General features: G+C 43.9%; 16 protein-coding genes. 9 read left to right on the top strand and 7 right to left on the bottom strand.

Annotated elements, in window-relative coordinates; all coding sequences use genetic code 11:
* The first annotated feature begins 180 nt into the window (after positions 1-180).
* Positions 181-1224 carry a metallophosphoesterase gene (locus O4M77_RS05580; protein WP_323713984.1) on the top strand — a complete coding sequence of 348 codons (1044 nt, stop codon included), beginning with the start codon at positions 181-183 and terminating at the stop codon, positions 1222-1224.
* Positions 1225-1267: 43 nt separating this feature from the next.
* Here the strand turns inward: O4M77_RS05580 and O4M77_RS05585 are convergent, their stop codons facing one another.
* Entirely contained in the window at positions 1268-1690 is a 423-nt protein-coding gene (locus O4M77_RS05585; RefSeq protein ID WP_004782528.1) for an OsmC family protein, read from the bottom strand.
* A 147-nt stretch (positions 1691-1837) separates the two neighbouring features.
* Between O4M77_RS05585 and crp the strand changes: the two genes are divergently transcribed.
* The 4 genes from crp (at position 1838) to clpB (ending at position 7131) form a co-directional block, all read left to right on the top strand.
* Positions 1838-2545: a cAMP-activated global transcriptional regulator CRP gene (gene crp / locus O4M77_RS05590; RefSeq protein ID WP_004782527.1), complete on the top strand. Its 708-nt coding sequence runs from the start codon at positions 1838-1840 to the stop codon at positions 2543-2545.
* Positions 2546-2738: 193 nt separating this feature from the next.
* The gene (locus O4M77_RS05595) at positions 2739-3788 is read left to right on the top strand and encodes an NADP(H)-dependent aldo-keto reductase (protein WP_323713985.1); all 1050 of its coding nucleotides are present in this window, start codon (positions 2739-2741) and stop codon (positions 3786-3788) included.
* Between the two features lie 144 nt (positions 3789-3932).
* Complete coding sequence (locus tag O4M77_RS05600; RefSeq protein ID WP_323713986.1) at positions 3933-4298, top strand: antitoxin Xre/MbcA/ParS toxin-binding domain-containing protein; 366 nt, start codon at positions 3933-3935, stop codon at positions 4296-4298.
* A 253-nt stretch (positions 4299-4551) separates the two neighbouring features.
* On the top strand, positions 4552-7131 hold the full coding sequence (gene clpB / locus O4M77_RS05605) for an ATP-dependent chaperone ClpB (RefSeq protein WP_180139282.1): 2580 nt from the start codon (positions 4552-4554) through the stop codon (positions 7129-7131).
* Positions 7132-7198: 67 nt separating this feature from the next.
* Here clpB and rlmKL read toward each other — a convergent pair whose 3' ends face one another.
* On the bottom strand, positions 7199-9403 hold the full coding sequence (gene rlmKL / locus O4M77_RS05610; protein WP_323713988.1) for a bifunctional 23S rRNA (guanine(2069)-N(7))-methyltransferase RlmK/23S rRNA (guanine(2445)-N(2))-methyltransferase RlmL: 2205 nt from the start codon (positions 9401-9403) through the stop codon (positions 7199-7201).
* A gap of 654 nt (positions 9404-10057) precedes the next feature.
* Here rlmKL and O4M77_RS05615 point away from each other — a divergent pair.
* From O4M77_RS05615 to O4M77_RS05630, 4 genes are all read left to right on the top strand, one after another.
* Complete coding sequence (locus tag O4M77_RS05615; RefSeq protein ID WP_034170006.1) at positions 10058-10390, top strand: hypothetical protein; 333 nt, start codon at positions 10058-10060, stop codon at positions 10388-10390.
* A gap of 223 nt (positions 10391-10613) precedes the next feature.
* A complete protein-coding gene (locus tag O4M77_RS05620) occupies positions 10614-11630 on the top strand; it encodes an aspartate carbamoyltransferase catalytic subunit (protein ID WP_004782500.1) in 1017 nt (338 codons plus the stop codon).
* Between the two features lie 10 nt (positions 11631-11640).
* On the top strand, positions 11641-12879 hold the full coding sequence (locus O4M77_RS05625; RefSeq protein ID WP_323713989.1) for a dihydroorotase: 1239 nt from the start codon (positions 11641-11643) through the stop codon (positions 12877-12879).
* A gap of 192 nt (positions 12880-13071) precedes the next feature.
* On the top strand, positions 13072-14565 hold the full coding sequence (locus O4M77_RS05630) for an OmpA family protein (protein ID WP_004782497.1): 1494 nt from the start codon (positions 13072-13074) through the stop codon (positions 14563-14565).
* Positions 14566-14623: 58 nt separating this feature from the next.
* Here the strand turns inward: O4M77_RS05630 and O4M77_RS05635 are convergent, their stop codons facing one another.
* The 5 genes from O4M77_RS05635 to O4M77_RS05655 form a co-directional block, all read right to left on the bottom strand.
* Complete coding sequence (locus O4M77_RS05635; RefSeq protein ID WP_004782496.1) at positions 14624-16036, bottom strand: short-chain fatty acid transporter; 1413 nt, start codon at positions 16034-16036, stop codon at positions 14624-14626.
* A gap of 97 nt (positions 16037-16133) precedes the next feature.
* The gene (locus O4M77_RS05640; RefSeq protein WP_323713990.1) at positions 16134-16772 is read right to left on the bottom strand and encodes a CoA transferase subunit B; all 639 of its coding nucleotides are present in this window, start codon (positions 16770-16772) and stop codon (positions 16134-16136) included.
* 2 nt (positions 16773-16774) lie between these two features.
* Positions 16775-17479 carry a CoA transferase subunit A gene (locus O4M77_RS05645; protein WP_323713991.1) on the bottom strand — a complete coding sequence of 235 codons (705 nt, stop codon included), beginning with the start codon at positions 17477-17479 and terminating at the stop codon, positions 16775-16777.
* Positions 17480-17579: 100 nt separating this feature from the next.
* Positions 17580-18482, bottom strand: a complete 903-nt coding sequence (locus tag O4M77_RS05650) for a hydroxymethylglutaryl-CoA lyase (RefSeq protein ID WP_313659199.1) — start codon at positions 18480-18482, stop codon at positions 17580-17582.
* Positions 18479-20473 (bottom strand): acetyl/propionyl/methylcrotonyl-CoA carboxylase subunit alpha, encoded by a 1995-nt coding sequence (locus tag O4M77_RS05655; protein WP_323713992.1) that lies wholly within the window; start codon positions 20471-20473, stop codon positions 18479-18481. The genes O4M77_RS05650 and O4M77_RS05655 overlap by 4 nt, the downstream gene beginning before the upstream one ends.
* Between the last annotated feature and the right edge of the window lie 9 nt (positions 20474-20482).

A 20482-nucleotide genomic window follows, 5' to 3' on the forward strand; every position in this document is an offset into this window, starting at 1 on the left:
TTTTTAGATATACATTTAGATAAGAAATGAAGAAATGAGATTTCAGTTAAGTTTCTGATCTATCGTTATTTGATTGAATAATCGAAATGATTAAAAAATAATTCTGAAATTGTTATATTGATTTAAAGTATAAGCGCTATATTAAAAAAAAGGTTTTATTGACCTGGGTAGGGTAGAGCCATGAGTAATCAGATATTCATACAGCAGACTTTTGATGGTCCGGTGGATATTGTTGGCGATATTCATGGTGAGATTGATGCGCTACAACAATTGTTAGAAGTATTGGGCTACGATCTGCAAGGTCGTCATCCTGAACAGCGTAAACTGATTTTTGTCGGGGATCTGTGTGATCGTGGACCAGACAGTATCGCTGTCATCAGACAGGTTAAAACCTTAATAGAAAATGGCAATGCGCAATGCATTCTGGGTAATCATGAAATCAACTTGTTAACCGATACGCTACGGGAAGGCAATGGCTGGTTTTTTGGTTCACCGCATCAGGATGATCTCAAAACTTTTGATTCAGTTCAGGCTTCAATTCAGGATCGTGCATGGATTCTAGAATTTCTAAACAGCCTGCCTTTGGCTCTAGATGCACCCCATTTAAGAATTGTGCATGCTTGCTGGGATACACAGGCAATTCAACAATTGAAATCTGTTCCTTTTAATTCAATCAGACAGGCTTATGATCATTTTGTCCTGAAAAATGAGCTTGAGTTACAGACTTTAGGCTTTGATGAATATATCCAGAGTGAACAGCAGCAATATCAGGGACAATTCAAGGATCCAGCAGCCAGTATTCCCTTATTAAAATATATCGCTGAAAAAGAGTTACGCGACCAGATGCAAAATCCGATTCGTACCTTAAGCTCAGGCGCAGAAAAAATTGCACAACGTCCAGTCTATGCAGGGGGGCGCTGGCGTATGATTGACCGTTTGCCATGGTGGGAGCGTTATACAGATAAGATACCTGTGGTGATTGGCCATTATTGGAGAAACTTTAAAACCACCGAAGAAAAATCCGGTCTGTTTAAGCATATTGATGCCTTGCAATGGTTTGGTCAGCAGCAGAATGTATTTTGTGTCGACTATTCAGTGGGCAGGCGTTATCGCGATCGTCAGCAACAGGCTGAGTTTGCCCATCATCTCGGGGCTTTAAGATGGCCTGAAAATCTGGTGATTTTTGAAGATGGCCAGCAGTATTTCACTCAAAAAATGACGTAAAAAAAGCAGCCACGAAGACTGCTTTTTTATTGAAATTAGCGGATTATTCCACTTCTACAATTTCAAAATCGTGAGTAATTTCGACCCCACCGTCAGATAGCATTTTACTGGCAGAACAGTATTTCTCAGCAGAAAGTTCTACGGCTTTAGCGACCTGTTTCTCTTTGATGCCTTTACCGCTGACCACAAAGTGTAGATGGATTTTGGTAAATACCGCAGGAATTGTATCGGCACGTTCTGCTTTTAATTCACAGCGAACATCAGTAATCTCCTGACGTGCTTTCTTTAAAATTGTCACAATGTCAAAAGAAGCACAACCGCCCAGACCGGTTAAAATCAGTTCCATTGGGCGAGGACCACGGTTTTCACCGCCATATTCAGGTGAACCATCCATGATGATACTGTGACCACTTTGAGTTTTTGCTTCAAAAGCAACATTCTCTAGCCAATGAACACTCGTTTGCATTGCAACTACCTAAAAAAAGCTATAAATTTACGAAGTAACTGTACACTAACATAAATTGGGTTGATAAGGAATTTCAATCCCACTGTGTGACAAGTTCACATTAGGTCTTGTGCGATCTATAAATTATCCATATTCGGAACTGTAAGCATGACTTCAAACTTTTCACAATTAAGCACAGACGCACTTTCGCCGGGGCAACTACCTGAATCAGTGAAGGCGTTATTAAAACGTGCATATATCAATCGCTATCCAAAACGTACCACGATCGTGGATGCAGGATCAGAATCTAAATCGCTGTATTTAATTCTGAAGGGGTCTGTGTCTATCATTCTTCGTGAAGATGATGAACGTGAGATTGTGGTAGCTTATTTAAATGCGGGAGACTTCTTTGGGGAAATGGGTCTTTTCGAAGCAAATCCACAGCGTACTGCAGAAGTGCGTACTCGTGATGTCTGTGAAATTGCTGAAATTACCTATGAAAACTTTCATGAAATTAGCAAACAATATCCAGACCTTAGCTATGCAGTTTTTGCCCAGCTGGTTCGCCGTCTGAAAAATACCACACGTAAAGTGACTGACCTGGCATTTATTGATGTATCTGGTCGTATCGCACGTTGTCTGATTGACTTGTCATCTCAGCCAGAAGCGATGATCTTGCCAAATGGTCGTCAGATCCGTATTACCCGTCAGGAAATTGGCCGTATTGTTGGGTGTTCACGTGAAATGGTCGGTCGTGTTCTAAAAACTCTAGAAGAACAGGGCATGATTGAAACCGATGGTAAGGCGATTCTGATTTTTGATGCATCGCTGGAAGAACCTGAAGCAGTGGGTGCTGGCGAGTTCGAAGACGAATAAGCCAAAAGCACGATAAAAAGCAAATCTTCGGATTTGCTTTTTTTATTCCTGTTTAAAAATTTCAGCCTGATTCAGAACATAACAAATTGGCACAAGCTTGTTAGAAAAGATGATTTAAGTCCGTCTTATAATTCCGATAGGCTATAGCACACTTGCTCTTGATAAATAACAGATAAACTTAAAGGACATTTTTATGCAATTCAGACCATTGGCGGATACGGGAATCTTATTGCCAGAAATCTGTTTGGGCACCATGACTTTTGGTGAGCAAAATACTCAGGAAGAGGCTTTTCAGCAATTAGACTATGCCTTGGAGCAAGGTTTATATTTCTGGGATACCGCAGAAATGTATCCGGTGCCACCCAAGCCTGAAACGCAAGGGGCAACTGAACGCATTATTGGTAACTGGATTGCTTCACGTGGTGGTCGTGACAAACTATTTTTAGCTTCGAAAATTGCGGGTCCGTCACAAGGTGGGAGCCATATCCGTGATGGTCAGACCCGGTTTGTGGCAGATGAGATTGCATCAGCAATTGATAATTCATTGTCACGTTTGCAAACTGATTATATCGACCTGTACCAATTGCACTGGCCTCAGCGCGCAACCAATTTCTTTGGCAAGCTGGGTTATGGCAATGCAGAAGCTGCAGATGATCGTGCCGTAACGAATCTGGAAGAAACCCTGACTGCTTTGCATGACGAAATTAAGAAAGGTCGTATCCGTTATATTGGCTTGTCCAATGAAACCCCTTGGGGCACCATGAAGTTCCTGCATCTGGCAGAGAAATTGGGACTTTCTAAATTTGTTAGCGTGCAAAATCCGTATAGCTTGCTGAATCGGACTTATGAAATTGGTATGTCGGAAATTGCCAAATACGAAGGTATAGGTTTGCTGGCTTATTCTCCACTGGCATTCGGTTATCTGACTGGTAAATTCCGAAATGGTGCACGTCCAGCCAATGCACGTGTGACTTTATTTTCACGTTTTAGCCGTTATAGCAATCCGGAAAGCGAGTGGGCCGTCGAGCAATATGCACAACTGGCTGAGCAGCATGGCCTGACCTTAACCCAGTTGTCACTGGCTTTCATTAAACAGCAGTTCTTCGTGACCAGTACCATTATCGGTGCGACCAATCTGGATCAGCTCAAAGAAAACATTCAGGCGTTTGACGTGAATCTGTCTGAAGAAGTCTTGCAGGGCATTGAAGCCATTCACCGTCAGCAACCCAATCCGGCACCATAATTGTTCAAGTGTTCTCTTTAAATGCCCTTCAAGTGAGGGCATTTTTGTTTCAATAAAGGATCAAATTTAATGATAAACAACATAGCGAGAAAAGGATAAAGGCAGCATAATCAAAACAAGATTCATCAATAGGATTTAATAAAAATGAATAATGAAACGGATATTTCTAAATCCCAAGTATTAGCCAAAGCTATATTCAACTTAGCTGAACAGTTGCAATTGCAAGAATCCGAGCTTGCATTAGTTCTGGATCTATCTAAAGCAGAATTATCGTCAATCATAAATCAAAAAGAATTAGAACCAGATACTAGCGCAGGTAAAAGAGCAATAACTTTAATCAATATCTATCAAGCGTTATTTAGCTTGAATGGTGGGGATTTGAGCTGGATGCGCCAGTTTATCAATTCGCCTAACAAGCTTTTGGATGAGCAAACGCCAAGATCCTTGATGCAAACAGAATATGGTTTGAGTGCAGTATTGCGATTACTAGGACGCTTGCAACCGCACTAAAGGTCTTTCTCTATTTTCTACCCATCCGAAAAATAGCAGAGTAAATTAAATCAGATATTCATTATTGATCTTCACTTTAAAAATTCTACTTTCGCTCACTTGAAATATTTTCATTGAATACCAATATTAATACTGATAACTCTGTCTTTTATTTAATTAAATTTTTGAAAAATATATAAAAAATTATTTGAAATTTTATTTCCAGCACCCATATATCCATCAAGTAGAAAATTTGTTGTGAGGAATAACAAGAATGCGTTTTGAGAAATTTACCAATCGCTTACAGCAAACCCTTTCCGATGCGCAATCTCTGGCAATGAGCAAGGATCATGCTGCCATTGAAGGGATTCACATCTTGTCCACCTTGATGGAAGAAGCATCGAATGTGAGCTTGCTGCAACAGGCAGGAGCGAACCTGCGTGACCTGCAAAGCAAAGTACAAACTGCGCTGAACAATGTAGCTACGCTCGGTAATCCCTCTGCCGATATCAATATCAGTCAGGAAGCAGCCAAAGCCCTGCATCTAGCGGACAGTTATGCACAAAAAGCAGGAGATGAGTTCCTGTCCACTGACTGGGTATTACTGGCACTTGCAGAAACGGGTGCCACCAAAACCTTATTAAATAGTGTTGGCGTAAAAACTGAAACTTTACGACAGGTCATTAATCAAATTCGAGGCGATGAAAAAGTCATGAGCAATAATCATGAAGATCAACGGGACTCACTGAATAAATATACGATTGATTTAACTGAACGTGCCATGGCTGGCAAACTGGACCCGGTGATTGGTCGTGATGATGAAATCCGTCGTACAATTCAGGTGCTGTCACGCCGTACCAAAAACAACCCGGTACTGATCGGTGAGCCAGGTGTCGGTAAAACTGCGATTGTCGAAGGTCTGGCACAACGTATTGTTAACGGTGAAGTTCCTGAAGGCTTGAAAGGCAAACGTGTCTTATCTCTGGACTTAGGTTCATTGCTGGCAGGTGCCAAATATCGTGGTGAGTTCGAAGAACGTCTGAAAGCCGTTCTGAAAGATCTGGCTAAACATGAAGGCGAAATCATCCTGTTCATTGACGAGCTGCATACATTGGTCGGTGCCGGTAAAGGCGATGGCGCCATGGATGCGGGTAACATGCTGAAACCTGCATTAGCGCGCGGTGAACTACGCTGTGTCGGTGCAACGACTCTGGATGAATATCGTCAGTACATTGAAAAAGATGCAGCTTTAGAGCGTCGTTTCCAGAAAGTGCTGGTGGATGAACCAAGCGTGGAAGATACCATTGCGATTCTGCGTGGTCTGAAAGATCGTTATGCAACTCACCATGGTGTGCAGATTCTGGACTCAGCAATTATTGCTGCGGCGAAAATGTCGCACCGTTACATCACAGATCGTCAATTGCCGGATAAAGCCATTGACCTGATTGATGAAGCAGCATCTCGTATCAAAATGGAGCTGGATTCTAAACCTGAAGCGCTGGATAAACTCGAACGTCGTCTGATTCAGCTGAAGATGCAGCTTGAAGCGGTGAAAAAAGATGCAGACTCTGGTGCACAGGGCGAAGTGAAACATCTGGAAGAGCAGATTGCCACTGTAGAGAAAGAGTACAGCGAACTGGAAGAAATCTGGCGTGCCGATAAAGCGCTGGTAGCAGGCAACAAAGATATTCAGGTGAAACTGGATCAGGCTCGTATTGCCTTAGAAAAAGCACAGCGTGAAGGTGATCTGGCTGAAGCAGCACGTTATCAGTATGGTGTGATTCCGGAACTGCAAAAACAGTTGGAACGTATTGAAGCGGCTGAAGAAAGTGAAGCACCAAAACTGCTACGTGACAAAGTCACTGACAACGAGATCGCTGAAGTAGTCAGTGCTGCGACCGGTATTCCTGTAGCGAAAATGCTGCAAGGTGAGCGTGACAAACTGCTGCATATGGAAGACTTCCTGCATAACCGTGTTGTTGGGCAGGAAGAAGCCGTAGTGGCTGTGTCTAACGCTGTGCGCCGTTCACGTGCTGGCTTGTCAGATCCAAATCGTCCAAGCGGTTCATTCCTGTTCTTGGGCCCAACAGGTGTAGGTAAAACAGAATTGACCAAAGCCTTGGCGAACTTCCTGTTCGACAGTGACGATGCCATGATCCGAATCGACATGTCCGAATTTATGGAAAAACATTCGGTGAGCCGCTTGGTCGGTGCACCTCCGGGCTATGTCGGTTATGAAGAAGGTGGTGTGCTGACTGAAGCGGTGCGCCGTAAACCATATAGCGTGGTGTTATTCGATGAGGTCGAAAAAGCGCATCCGGATGTATTTAACATTCTGCTGCAAGTGCTAGATGATGGTCGTTTGACTGACTCGCAAGGTCGTGTGGTGGACTTTAAAAATACCGTGATTGTGATGACTTCGAACCTGGGTTCACAGGATGTCCGTGAACTGGGCGATAAAGCAACTCGTGAAGAAGTCCGTACAGTGGTGATGAACGCGGTATCGGAACATTTCCGTCCAGAATTTATCAACCGTATTGACGAGCTGGTGGTGTTCCATGCGCTAGAAAAAGACCAGATCCGTGGTATTGCCGATATCCAGTTGAACCGCTTGCGTCAACGTCTGGCAGAACGCGATATGCGTCTGTCTGTGGATGACAGTGCTTTCGATCAGTTAATCGAAGCTGGTTTCGATCCGTTGTATGGTGCGCGTCCATTAAAACGTGCGATCCAGCAACGTATTGAAAATGGTTTGGCACAAAGCATCCTGGCAGGTGAGTTTGGCCCTGGTGATACCATCGTCGTTCGTGGTGAAAGTGGCGAGCTGGTCTTTGAAAAAATGAAACTCAGCTAATAGAAGTTCTCCTCGCAACAAAAAAACCCAGCCTAGGCTGGGTTTTTCTTTATCTTATATTCACACCTTACATTTTTGGATGAGTAATTTTCCAGGCACGGTGAATTTTCTGGTTACGCTTGAAGTCTGGACCAATGGTTTCATGCGTGATTTCTTCCAAGTCATATAAACCTTCAATCATTTCATCCATTTCGAAACCACGGTAGTTGTTCGAGAAATACAACGTACCGTCAGTGGTTAAACGGTTCATGGCACGTTTCAATAAAGAGACGTGGTCACGCTGAACGTCGAAAGTCCCGTAGAATTTTTTCGAGTTAGAGAATGTCGGTGGATCGATAAAGATCAGGTCATATTGTTCATGACCTTCTTTCAGCCATTCAAAACAGTCAGATGCAAAGAATTGATGTTGCTGATCGGCATGGTCTACAGTCAGGCCGTTTAGAACAAAGTTCTCTTTTGACCAGTTCAAATAAGTATTAGACAAATCGACACTGGTGGTACTCGCTGCACCGCCTAAAGCTGCATGTAAGCTCGCGGTAGAGGTATAGCTGTACAGATTCAGGAAGTGCTTGCCTTTGGCTTCTTTGGCAATACGCAAACGCATCTGACGGTGATCCAGGAACAAACCGGTATCCAGATAGTCGGTCAGGTTGACCAGAATCTTGGCTTGGCCTTCCTGGACGATAAAACGTTTAGACGCTGTACTTTGTTTGGTGTACTGGTTTTTACCTTCCTGACGGGCACGCGTCTTGATAAAGATCGCATCACGGCCCAAACCGGTCACGGCACGAATTGCCTGTAGAGCCAGGTTAAAACGTTTTTTTGCTTTTTCAGGATCGATTTTTTTCGGTGGTGCATATTCCTGAACATGCAGACGTTCGCCGTATAGATCAACTGCTACATTAAAGTCCGGCAGGTCGGCATCATACAAACGCAGGCAGTGAATATTTTCTTTTACCGCCCATTTTTTCAGGGTTTGCATATTCTTGGTCAGACGGTTAGCAAATTCCATCGCACCTTCAATCGGCTCGAATTGTTGCGGCTGCCAGCTTTCCAGGAAAGGACGTGTGACTGCTGCCGGTTTTACCGTACCGAAACGGATATAGATCGGCAGTTTACCGTTCATCAAACGCAGAATTTGTGGATCATTGAACGCCAAGACATCGGCCTGTTCCACCTGAGCAGCAATGACTGCGGCTTTTTGATTCGGGAAATTCTTTTGCAGCAGATTAGACAAACCCAGATACAAGGCACGGTTAGATGCCTTATCGCCCAGACGCTCACCGTACGGCGGGTTGGTGACGAAGAAGACTTTTTTGCCTTCCGCCTGGAAATCTGGCCAGTCATTTAAAGTACGCTCTTCGATCTTGATCTGATCGAGGGCTGATTCAAAACCTGCCGCAATAATGTTCTGTTTAGTGGCTTTCACCGCTTCCCAGTCGGCATCAAAGGCATAGAATTTGGGTAATGGGTTTTCTAGCGCAGCTTTATGACGTTCAGCCGCTTCAGCTTTAATCCCCATCCATAATTCATGGTCATGACCATTCCAGCCATTAAATCCGAAACGACGCACCAGACCTGGGGCGCGATCCGTCAGAATCATCAGGGATTCAATAATAAACGTCCCTGAACCACACATTGGATCAACCACAATATCCGGGTTGATGTCTTTCAGGCCACCTTTTTGCAGGATCGCAGCCGCCAGATTTTCCTTGATTGGTGCTTCAGTCATAAAGCGGCGATAGCCACGTTTATGCAGGGAATCACCGGATAAGTCTAAACAATAAGTATGTTCTTTTTTACCTGCCAGAATATACATGGTGATTTCTGGCTGTTTGGTATCAATACTTGGACGTTTGCCCACAGCTTCCATAAAGGAATCGACAACACCATCTTTGGCACGTAGAGTTGCAAACTGGGTGTTGACCTTAATATCACGTTCAACGTGCAGACGAATTGCGAAGGTGCTTTGTGGTGCAAAAATCAGTGACCAGTCGAAGCTCATCGCACCTTCATAAAGCTCTTCTGCAACATCACGCGCATCGTGGGAGAATTCGATTTCATGCGTGTGAATTGGCATCAGGACACGAGAAGCCAGACGAGACCACATACAGATGCGGTAAGCATTTTCAAGCGTGCCTTTGAAGGTCAGACGACCTGGGAAACGTTCAATATCCTGAACACCTAAACCTTTGATTTCTTCTTCTAATAAGGTTTCCAGACCATCGGCACAGGTGACCCAATAATTGCTTAAACGTGAAGAGGTATTCATAAAATAGAGAGACCGGAAAAGAATAAATAAAAACTGCGCTCAGTTTAGCGTATTTTGCCTGTTAAAGCTTTGGAAATTTTTTAAATTCGAGCACATGCAGCCTAGTTTTACTCATCATAAAAAGCGCTAAATGTTGACTTAAAAAGCAAACTGAAAATTTACGAGATATGTAGAACTAAACAGTGACAGTAAGGCAAATTTATTGAGTAAATCTTTTTATTTTACAGATGGGTATGTGATGATTATTAAACTAATTCGCAATCTAGATCTTCAATTGCAGCCATGTTGTATGTGTGATTTAAAAAATAAATAATCGGGTTATTGATGTGATGGATCTGATGCCGGATCGTTTATATACACCTCATGGCATCAACATTACTCTAAAAGTAAAAGCTAAAATTTGGTCACTCATGTCAAGTGATCGAGACTAAGAATTGATTAGCCAGACGAGGAGTGAATCTAAAACAAAAAAGACACTGATCTACGATTGCTCGAGGTAGAACAATTTTCATTCATATCAATTTATAACTCACATAACTTATTTATTAATTTTGGTACGTTTATTGCTCTATCTAATATCAATGAAGCTGTAATGCTGAGGGGAATCATTACAGCTTCATCTTTATTCTTAATTATTATTTCGGAGGGGCTTAGATGTTGGATCTTCAATTACGCAGGAATGAGGCATTTTCAATCGCTACCTTGATCTATGCACGTTTAAGACGAGTGACTGGGCGAGTAATTGATGCCATGTATCTTGCAGAAAATATCCACTATGCAAAGCATGTGATTGGGCTGGCAGAGCAGACTGAAGATCCTGAGTTATTACATCTGGTCAATCGTTTAAAAACCACTCTGGATTTATCGTCATTTTCAGAACTGCAGGCTGAAGAACAGGCGGAAAAGGAACTGATTTCTGTGGAACCAAGTGAAGAAGATATCTATCGCGCACAGGTTTCACATCATTATATTGGCGCATTGCGCTAATTGGGGGATTGAGTGTGGATGCTCCAGACTGAAGCACTCATGTTTAAATGAAAAAACAAGCATATAGATAGACAGGTTAAATTATCTTATTGAAAAAATACATGGGAATTTTAATTTCCATTCTTATTACCGAGATGGTTTTTGTACAACCGAGCTCTTTATCAACTATAAAGATTCGCTAATCTCTGTATAATACGTTGACTTAACGTATAAGGAATCTCTCATGCACTTGGCGGCATTGCATACACCGAGCCAGATTCAACTCAACAAAGCAGGTAATCTTAAACATTTCCTGACCATCGAAGGTCTTTCTAAAGAAACTCTTACAAAAATACTGGACACTGCGTTGTCCTTTTTTAATGACCAAAATCAGCTGATCACCAATAATTTGCTCGAAGGCAAAACGGTGATGAACCTATTTTTTGAAAATTCTACCCGAACGCGTACTACTTTTGAGGCAGCGGCCAAACGTCTGTCTGCCAACGTGCTGAATATCGATATTGCCCGTTCAAGCACCTCTAAAGGTGAAACTTTACGTGATACCTTGTGGAATCTTGAAGCCATGGCGGCAGATATTTTCGTGGTACGTCATTCATCTTCAGGTGCAGCGCACTTTATTGCCAAAGATGTCTGTCCAAATGTCGCCATCATTAATGCAGGCGATGGCCGTCATGCCCATCCAACTCAAGCGATGCTGGATATGCTGACCATTCGCCGTGAAACCAATAAAAAATTCGAAGATATGTCGATTGCGATCATTGGCGATATCAAGCATTCGCGTGTAGCACGTTCAGATGTGGCGGCACTGCAAACCTTAGGCTGCAAAGATATTCGCGTGATTGCACCGAATACGTTATTGCCATACGGTTTTGATGACTACAGTGAAGATGTACGCCTGTTCAATAATATGGAAGATGGCATCAAAGACTGTGATGTGATCATTACCTTGCGTATTCAAAACGAGCGTATTGATTCGCCAGCGCTGTCTTCTCAGGCTGAATTCTACAAAATGTATGGCCTGAATAAAGAACGTCTCGCCATGGCCAAGCCGGATTGTATCGTGATGCATCCAGGACCAATGAACCGTGGTGTGGAAATTGATTCCAGTATTGCAGACGGTCCGCAATCCGTGATTCTGAAACAGGTTACTAACGGGATTGCAGTACGTATGGCGGTACTGGCTCTTGCGATGCAGGGTCAGTTACAGGAACAGGGTTTGATTGAAGCGATTGCGGTATAAGGAATAAGTCATGTCTATTGTAAAAATTGAAAATGTCCGTGTTCTTGACCCAATCCAAAACACTGATTCAGTCGAAACGGTTTATCTCGAAAATGGTAAACGTGTTGCAGAAACTGCCAACGTATCTGAAACCATTGATGGACAGGGCAAATGGCTGATGCCCACTATGGTGGATCTATGCGCACGTTTACGTGAACCGGGCCAGCAGCAACACGGAACTTTAAAGTCTGAAGGTAAGGCTGCACGTGAAAACGGTATTCTGCATGTCTTTACCCCGCCAGATTCCAAACCGATTGTGCAGGATAATGGTGCGCTGATTCATGGTCTGGTTGAAAAAGCCATGCTGGATGGCGGTATTTATTTACAGGTGATCGGTGCGCAAACCCAAGGTTTGCAAGGTCAGCAACCGGCCAATATGGCTGGTTTAAAAAAAGGCGGTTGTACTGCGGTTTCTAATGCCAGTGCGCCGTTTGCCAATGATGATGTGGTATTACGTACACTTGAATATGCAGCGGGTTTGGATCTGACTGTAGTGTTCTATGCAGAAGAGCCGCAAATTGCCAAAGATGGTTGTGTGCATGAAGGCTTTATTGCTTCACGTCAGGGCTTGCCAATGATTCCGGCACTAGCTGAAACTGTAGCAATTGCCAAATACCTGCTCATGATTGAAGCGACTAAAGTACGCGCTCATTTTGGCTTGTTATCTTGTGGTGCATCAGTAGAACTGATCCGTATTGCTAAAGAAAAAGGCTTGCCAGTAACTTGTGATGTTGCAATGCACCAATTGCATCTGACTGACCATCTGATTGATGGCTTTAACTCTCTTGCACACGTACGTCCACCATTACGTTCTGAATCTGACAAAGAATTACTGCGTCAAGGTGTGAAATCTGGTGTGATTGATGCGATCTGTACCCATCATGAACCCCTGAGCAGCTCTGCCAAAATGGCACCCTTTGCGGAAACACAGCCTGGCTTTACCGCGTTTGATACCTACGTACCGTTCGGTATCCAACTAGTGAATGAAGGCTTCTTTACGCCGTTGGAATGGGTGGAGAAAGTCACAGTTGCTCCTGCGAAAGTCGCCAGTATGTTTGAGCGTTGGAAAGCGGAAGCAGGCTGGGTACTGGTTGATCCAGAACAGGAGTGGACATTAAGCAAAGAAACGATCGTTTCTCAAGGTAAAAATACACCACTGCTCAATCAAAAAGTGAAAGGTAAAGTGCTGCAAACTTTTATTGCTGCATAACACTTACATTTCGCGTTTACAAAAGTCAGCTTCGGCTGACTTTTTTATATCTTAATTAAAATAGTAGAAAAGTTAGCCCTATATAAACAGTGAAACTTTATGATATCAGTACAATTATTAACATTCCAAAGAGGGGGGATCGCTACACTGATTAAATATTAAACATTATAAATCAGAATAATGGTGATCTTGATGAATACAGATTTAATTGAACGTTTAAAGAGTGATGTGACCGCCATTGTGCTGCAAGGTGAAACAGAACATCTATTTGCCAAGGATCAGGCCTTAGCCCAATTCTATCCTGTATTGTTAAGTATTCTTCGTGCAAGACCGGCCTGGATTGAAAGTCTGGGTCAGCAACTTAATCCCAAGATTGATGAATTATTTAATAATAATCCGACCCTAAAACAACAATTCCTGGCTCAGTTAGATTCAACTGCACCTCAAGATGAAATTGAACAGACCCTGAACCGGGCAATTGTTCCAACCATGAACTTCTTGCAAGCAGAAGCGGGTGCACCCACTGCTGAAGCAGTAGGCCATTTGCTAGATACCCATGCAGACTCGATTCAACGGGCATTACCAGTCTGGGCTGGCCCTATACTGGCATCTCTAGGCGTATCTCCGCTGGCGGGACAAAATCTGAACCGCGCACCGGGTCTGGCTTCCGAACCGGAAGCAGAACCAGTACTGACTGAAGAGAAAAAGGCAGTGGTGTTCTGGCCTTTTATTCTCCTCGTGATTATTGCGGCGATTATCTTATTCTTCTTCCGCGGATGCCTGCGTGATGATGATCCGGATGAATTGCGAAATGCCCAAGCAGTGAGTGAAGCTGCTGCAACGAACCCTGCAATTCTCAAAATCAGCACCGGTAGTCAGGGTGAAATCGTCAACTGTCAGGTACAGATGAATGATCCGAAATATATGCAGATTCTGCAAAATGAAATTAAACAGATATTTAACTACAGTATCGGCTGTGGTGCAGTAGCGAATGAAAATTACCATTCCGAATTCATTGATCAGGATACGATTCCTTCAGTACTGAAACTGCTGCAAGGTATGTCAAATGTGACTTTGACTTGGGCGGGTAATCAGGTATCTGTACAGGCAGCGAACAGTGCAGATGCACAACGTTTGGCGGGTCAGATTCGTGGTCTGGCTAAAAATGTAGAAGTCGTGACTCAAAAACCAGTTGATATGGATGAGGCAATCAATACAGCCAATACCGAGGCTAAAAAAGCTTTAGATGAACTTCAGATGGAAAATATTGAGGCATTGGATGTTGCTACTGCCTTAAACCTGCAACTTATTCATTTTGCGACAGGTTCTACTGAAATTCCTGAAGTGAATAAAAGCTTGCTGGATCAGACTGCAGCTTTATTGCAATATGCCAAAGATGTACGTCTAACCGTGATAGGCCATACTGATACAGAAGGCAGCAGCACTCAAAATCAGGAGCTATCTTTAAAACGTGCTCAAGCCATTGTGAATTATCTGGTACAGAAAGGGGTGAATCCGGCACAATTACAACCTGTCGGTATGGCGGCGAGTCAGCCAGCTCAACCGAATGCAACCTCGAACGGGCAGTATCAAAACCGCCGTGTAACTTTTGAAGTTATGAGTACCGAAGACGGTCGTGTCCATACTGTGGATAATGAAGGCGTAGTTGAAAAGAAAGCCAGCTAAATAATTCTTTCATCATAAAAAAAGGACGAATGATTCGTCCTTTTTTATTTGTTATGAATTAAGAGAAGACAGGTGGGGTATAAGTCAGGGTTCTTCCTAGGAACCAGAGCAAGAATAGTACCAATGGAAGATGAAAGACCAGTTGGGTCACTGTAAAACCAATCACATCTTTGGCTTTTAATTTTAAGATACCCAGCATAGGGAGCATAAAGAAAGGATTGATCAGATTGGGCAAGGCTTCGGCCGCATTGTAAATCTGGACAGACCAGCCCAGATGCACTTTCAGGTCATGTGCAGCCTGCATCACATAAGGCGCTTCAATAATCCATTTTCCTCCACCAGAAGGAATGAAGAAGCCTAGAATCGCTGAATAAATTCCCATCACCACTGCAAAGGTTTCCTGCGAGGCAATCGAAACGAAGAACTCGGCTATATAGTGCGATAGGGACAGGTCAGCAGAATTCAGGGCATTGGTCATCATAAAGGCGATGCTGCCATAAAGCGGAAACTGGATCAGCACCCCTGAAATGGCCGGCACAGCTTTGGACACAGCATTGAGAAAATTACGTGGTGTACCATGTAAAGCTACACCCAAAATCAGAAAGATAAAGTTATAGGTGTTTAAGCTGGAGATTGCCAGAATAGGATTACTTTTGGAAAACTCGTTAAACATCCAGACCAGACCCAGAACCACAATCAGAATACTTAAGATTGGCGAGTTTTCCAGCCAGTCACCCGGCCGTTTATGGGTCACGGTTTCAGTCTTTTCTTCTTCAATCTGGATCGGGAAGTGATCAATAGTTTTAATATGATTGCCTTTGGGCGCAGACCAGTAGGCAATGGCAATCGAAGCAATAATCAAGACTGCTGTCATGATCATGGATTGCGGCAGGAAAATCGTTTCAGTAAATGGAATCACACCAGTCAGATTATAAAGTGGTTCTGGTAGACTGGATTTGTTGGCTTGTAATTGCGCTGCTGAAGAGCTGATACCCAGTGCCCAGGTTGCGCCCATCCCGATAATCGCTGCTGCGGCAGCCGCACGGTAATCCATATTCAGTTCTTTACGCTGCGCTAGCGCAATCACCAGAAGTGCGGTTAGAACCGTACTCATCGCCCAGTTAATCAGGGAAATCAGTAGACTAACAGTGGCGACGAGAACGATGGCTCCACGTCCAGAATGAGGAATGCGCGCCATTTTTTGAATCAGTAATTGCATCGGTTTGGAAACCGAAACTACATAACCCACCACGATCAGCATACACATCTGTAAGGTAAAGGGAATCAGACTCCAGAATCCGTCACCAAATGAAATCGCGACGTCTTGTGCCGGCGCACCAATGCCAATCGCGGCAATCGCAACGATGATGACACCGAGTAGGGCAAAGATATAAGAGTCCGGAAACCATTTTTCAGACCAGTCGCTGACGCGCATGGCAAAGCGCTGCAAGATATTTTGTTGAGTTTGCATGATTAAAATCCATTTATTCTGCATTTGTTATTAAGAAGTGGCTTTCTTCAGCCAAAAAGAAACCCTTAAAAATTTTCATTTTAAGGGCTGGAAAAAATCAGGCTGCTTTACGGAGTAAAGGTACGCCGGTGACTTTCTGAATTTCATCAAAACTGACATCGGGTGCCAGTTCTACAAGTTGAATACCTTCAGGTGTGACATCCAATACACCTAAGTCAGTAATAATCCGGTTCACTACGGCCTGACCAGTAAGCGGAAGACTACATTGTGAGACAATTTTAGGCGTACCATCTTTGGCGCAGTGTTCCATCAGCACCACAACTTTTTGCACACCTGCGACCAGATCCATGGCACCACCCATGCCTTTGACTTTCTTGCCTGGAATCATCCAGTTGGCTAGATCACCATTTTCTGAGACTTCCATAGCCCCCAGAATGGCGATATTGACATGACCGCCACGGATCATGGCAAAGGAGTCGGCACTGGAAAAGAAAGATGCACCTTTGCGGGCAGTTACCGTCTGTTTGCCAGCATTGATCAGGTCTGCATCCACAGTATCGGCCGTTGGAAATTCTCCAATCCCCAGCAGACCATTCTCAGACTGAAGCCAGACATTCATATTCTCTGGAATATAATTTGCGACTAAGGTTGGCAGACCAATACCCAGATTCACATAGAAACCATCTTCAAGTTCCTGTGCGGCGCGCTGCGCCATTTGATTACGTGTCCAAGCCATGATCAAGCCTCCGCCTTTAAAGTCATCTGTTCAATGCGTTTTTCCGGTTGGGTATTCAGTACAATCCGGTTCACATAAATGCCGGGAAGATGAATTTCATCTGGATCAAGGGCACCGATCTCGACAATTTCTTCAACTTCAGCAATGGTCACTTTACCAGCCATGGCACAGACCGGATTGAAGTTCTGGGCAGTTTTACGGAAAATCAGGTTGCCGGCTTTATCGGCCTTATAGGCTTTCACCAAAGCTACATCAGCAGTTAAGGATTCTTCCAGAATATAAGACTTGCCATTGAATTCGCGGACATCTTTACCTTCAGCAATGACGGTTCCAACACCGGTCGCGGTATAGAAAGCGGGAATACCTGCACCACCGGCACGTAATTTTTCTGCCAACGTGCCTTGTGGAGTCAGTTCAACTTCGAGTTCGCCGCTTAAGTATTGGCGTTCAAATTCCTTATTCTCGCCCACATAGGAAGAGATCATCTTTTTAATCTGTTTGGTTTCCAGCAATAGCCCCAAGCCAAAGCCATCGACACCGGCATTATTAGAAATACAGGTCAGATTTTTGGCACCGGTTTCTTTTAAAGCTGCAATCAGGGCTTCTGGGATACCACATAGACCAAAACCGCCTACCGCCAGGGTATGTCCATCCTGGATGATGCCGTCTAAAGCGGCTTTTGCACTGTCATACACTTTATTTGACATTTTTACCTCGATTTATTCTTCTCTTACAGATCTCTTTTATCTAAAGATCTGCTGATTTCTATCCATGAGGACTTATAGAGTGTCCGGCTATTTCAAGTTTTTAAGCACAGGCTTTTTGCCAATAGGCATTGGCATAATTGGAGGGATTATTGCGTTGTAGAACCTCACTGATATTACGGCTGGTCTGCATCAGAGTATCCAGTTGAATACCGGTTTCAAAGCCCATCTTGGAGAGCAGGTAATACAGGTCTTCAGTTGAAACATTGCCGGAAGCACCTTTGGCATAAGGACAGCCACCGAGGCCGGCAATAGAGGAGTCAAATACCCGAATACCTTGTAATAGTGACTGGTAAATATTAGCGATGGCCATGCCATAGGTATTATGAAAATGGCCAGCCAGCACTTTACTATCAATTTCTGAAAGACAGGCATCCCAGACGTTCTTCACGCGATCTGGAGTTGCCGTACCAATGGTTTCACCCAGTGATACTTCATAGCAGCCCATATCTAGTAAGCGCTGCGTAACTTTTACGACCTGCTTCGGATCAATTGCACCTTCATAAGGGCAGTCCACCATGCAGGAGACATAGCCACGAACCTTGACATCATTAGCTTTGGCAGCGGCCATCACATCTGCAAACTTCTCAAAGCTTTCATCAATCGAGCAGTTGATATTCTTGTGGGTAAAGCTTTCAGAAGCTGCGGTAAATACCGCAACTTCTTTACAATCCACAGCCAGCGCTGATTCAAAACCTTTCATGTTTGGCGTCAGCAAACTGAACTGGATATTCGGATCTTTAGGCAAGCTGGCAAATAGCGTATCGCTATCTGCCATCTGTGGAACCCATTTGGCTGAAACACAGGAGCCGACCTCAATCGCCTGCAAACCTGTTTTCATCAGGTCCAGAATCAGATTTTTACGGTCATCTAGTGTTAAAGGTGTTTTTTCATTTTGCAGGCCATCGCGTGGCCCGACTTCTACGATTTTAACGAAATCTGTCATGCAACTTCCTCCGCTAGAGGCTGAAACTCAACCAGTTCATCACCGGCTTTAACCTGATCACCTTTCTGGAAGTATGAGTTTGCGATAATGCCATCATGCGGAGCGCGAATGGTATATTCGATCTTCATTGCTTCCAAGGTCAGCAGTACATCGTCTTTTTTCACTTTGTCATTTGCCGCGACCAGAACCTGAGTAATCACGCCAGGCATTGGCGCAGTCAAGTTATTTTCAGTCCCTTGTTCATCCTGGTTATTAAAGTCATTTTTCAAATAATTGAACTTGTAGCTTTGACCATTCTGGAACAGGGTAATGCCATGCTCAGTCTGGCTAAATGCCAGTTTCTGCTGCTGACCCGCAAGATTTAACTGGAGTAGGTGTTGATCAAGCAGCTCACCCTGGATGGTAAGTGTCTGGCCTTCATAATTTGCCAGGAAACTATTTTCTAGCGCTTTAAAGCTCACCACACGTAAAACGTCATTACATTGTAATTTAATTGTGTAGCTATTTTGCTGATTCAGACGCCAAAATGCCTTTTGCTGCCAGACGGGATTATTGCTAGTCGGGTTTTGAGCCAGACGCGATAACAGTTCAACCAAGGCTGCAGTGACCACTAATTCTGCACTGATATCAGCAGATGGTTTGAGTAGGAACTCTTCTTCACATTGAATCAGGCCAGTATCGAGATGGGCATTTTTAAATGAATCACATAATACTAAGCGATCAAGAAAAGCGATGTTATTGCCAAGACCATCGACATGAAACTGACCCAAGGCATGATGCATCTGGGTTAAAGCAGCTTCACGGTTTTTGCCCCAAACAATCAGTTTGGCAATCATCGGATCATAATAGGTGCTGATTTCATCACCTTCGACAATGCCACTATCCACACGCACGCTGTCATTTTGTTCTGGATAGTGCAAATAGCTGATCTGACCGATGGCAGGAATAAAACCTTTTTCTGGTTCTTCGGCATAAACACGGGCTTCCAGTGCATGACCGTGTATCTGTAATTCATGCTGCTGTTTCGGTAAAGGTTCACCGAACGCTACACGTAACTGCCATTCCACCAGATCCTGACCGGTGATCATTTCAGTGACTGGATGCTCAACCTGCAGACGGGTGTTCATTTCCATGAAGTAAGCAGTACCGTCTTGCTCAACGATGAACTCGACTGTACCGGCACCGACATAATTTACAGCACGTGCAGCATCAATTGCGGCTTGGCGCATCGCCTCAAGTTTGTCTTCTGGCATTTTAGGTGCAGGTGCTTCTTCCAGAACTTTCTGGTGACGACGCTGCACGGAGCAATCACGTTCAAACAGATGCACATAATTGCCATGTGTATCACCAAAGACCTGAACTTCAATATGGCGTGGCTGCACGACATAGCGTTCAATCAGCACATCTTCATTGCCGAAGCTGGAACGTGCTTCGCTTTTACAGGAAGCGAGTGAACTCAGGAAATCTTCACTACGCTCGACCAGTCGCATGCCTTTACCGCCACCGCCAGCACTAGCCTTGATCAGTACTGGATAGCCAATACTGTCAGCTTGTTGTTTCAAGAAATCGGCATCCTGATTGGTACCATGATAGCCGGGGGTTAAAGGTACACCAGCTTTTTCCATTAAGGCTTTAGAGGTCGCTTTCAGACCCATTGCTAAGATCGCATCCACTGGCGGACCAATAAAGACAATGTTGTTATCCTGACAGGCCAGGGCAAACTGGTCATTTTCAGACAGGAAACCATAACCTGGATGAATGGCCTGAGCACCGGTAGTTTTTGCTGCCTGAATAATACGTTCAATCTGTAAATAACTTTGTGCAGCAGGCGATTCACCAATATGGATGGCTTCATCTGCCAGTTTGACATGCTGTGCCTGTGCATCGGCATCGGAATATACGGCAACGGTGGCAATCCCTAACTTTTTCGCTGTACGAATCACACGGCAGGCAATTTCACCACGATTGGCAATTAAAATCTTTTCAAACATCCTACGATC

Origin of the sequence: Acinetobacter sp. YWS30-1 (assembly GCF_033558715.1) — a bacterium.
In the GTDB taxonomy this organism is placed as follows: Bacteria; Pseudomonadota; Gammaproteobacteria; order Pseudomonadales; family Moraxellaceae; genus Acinetobacter.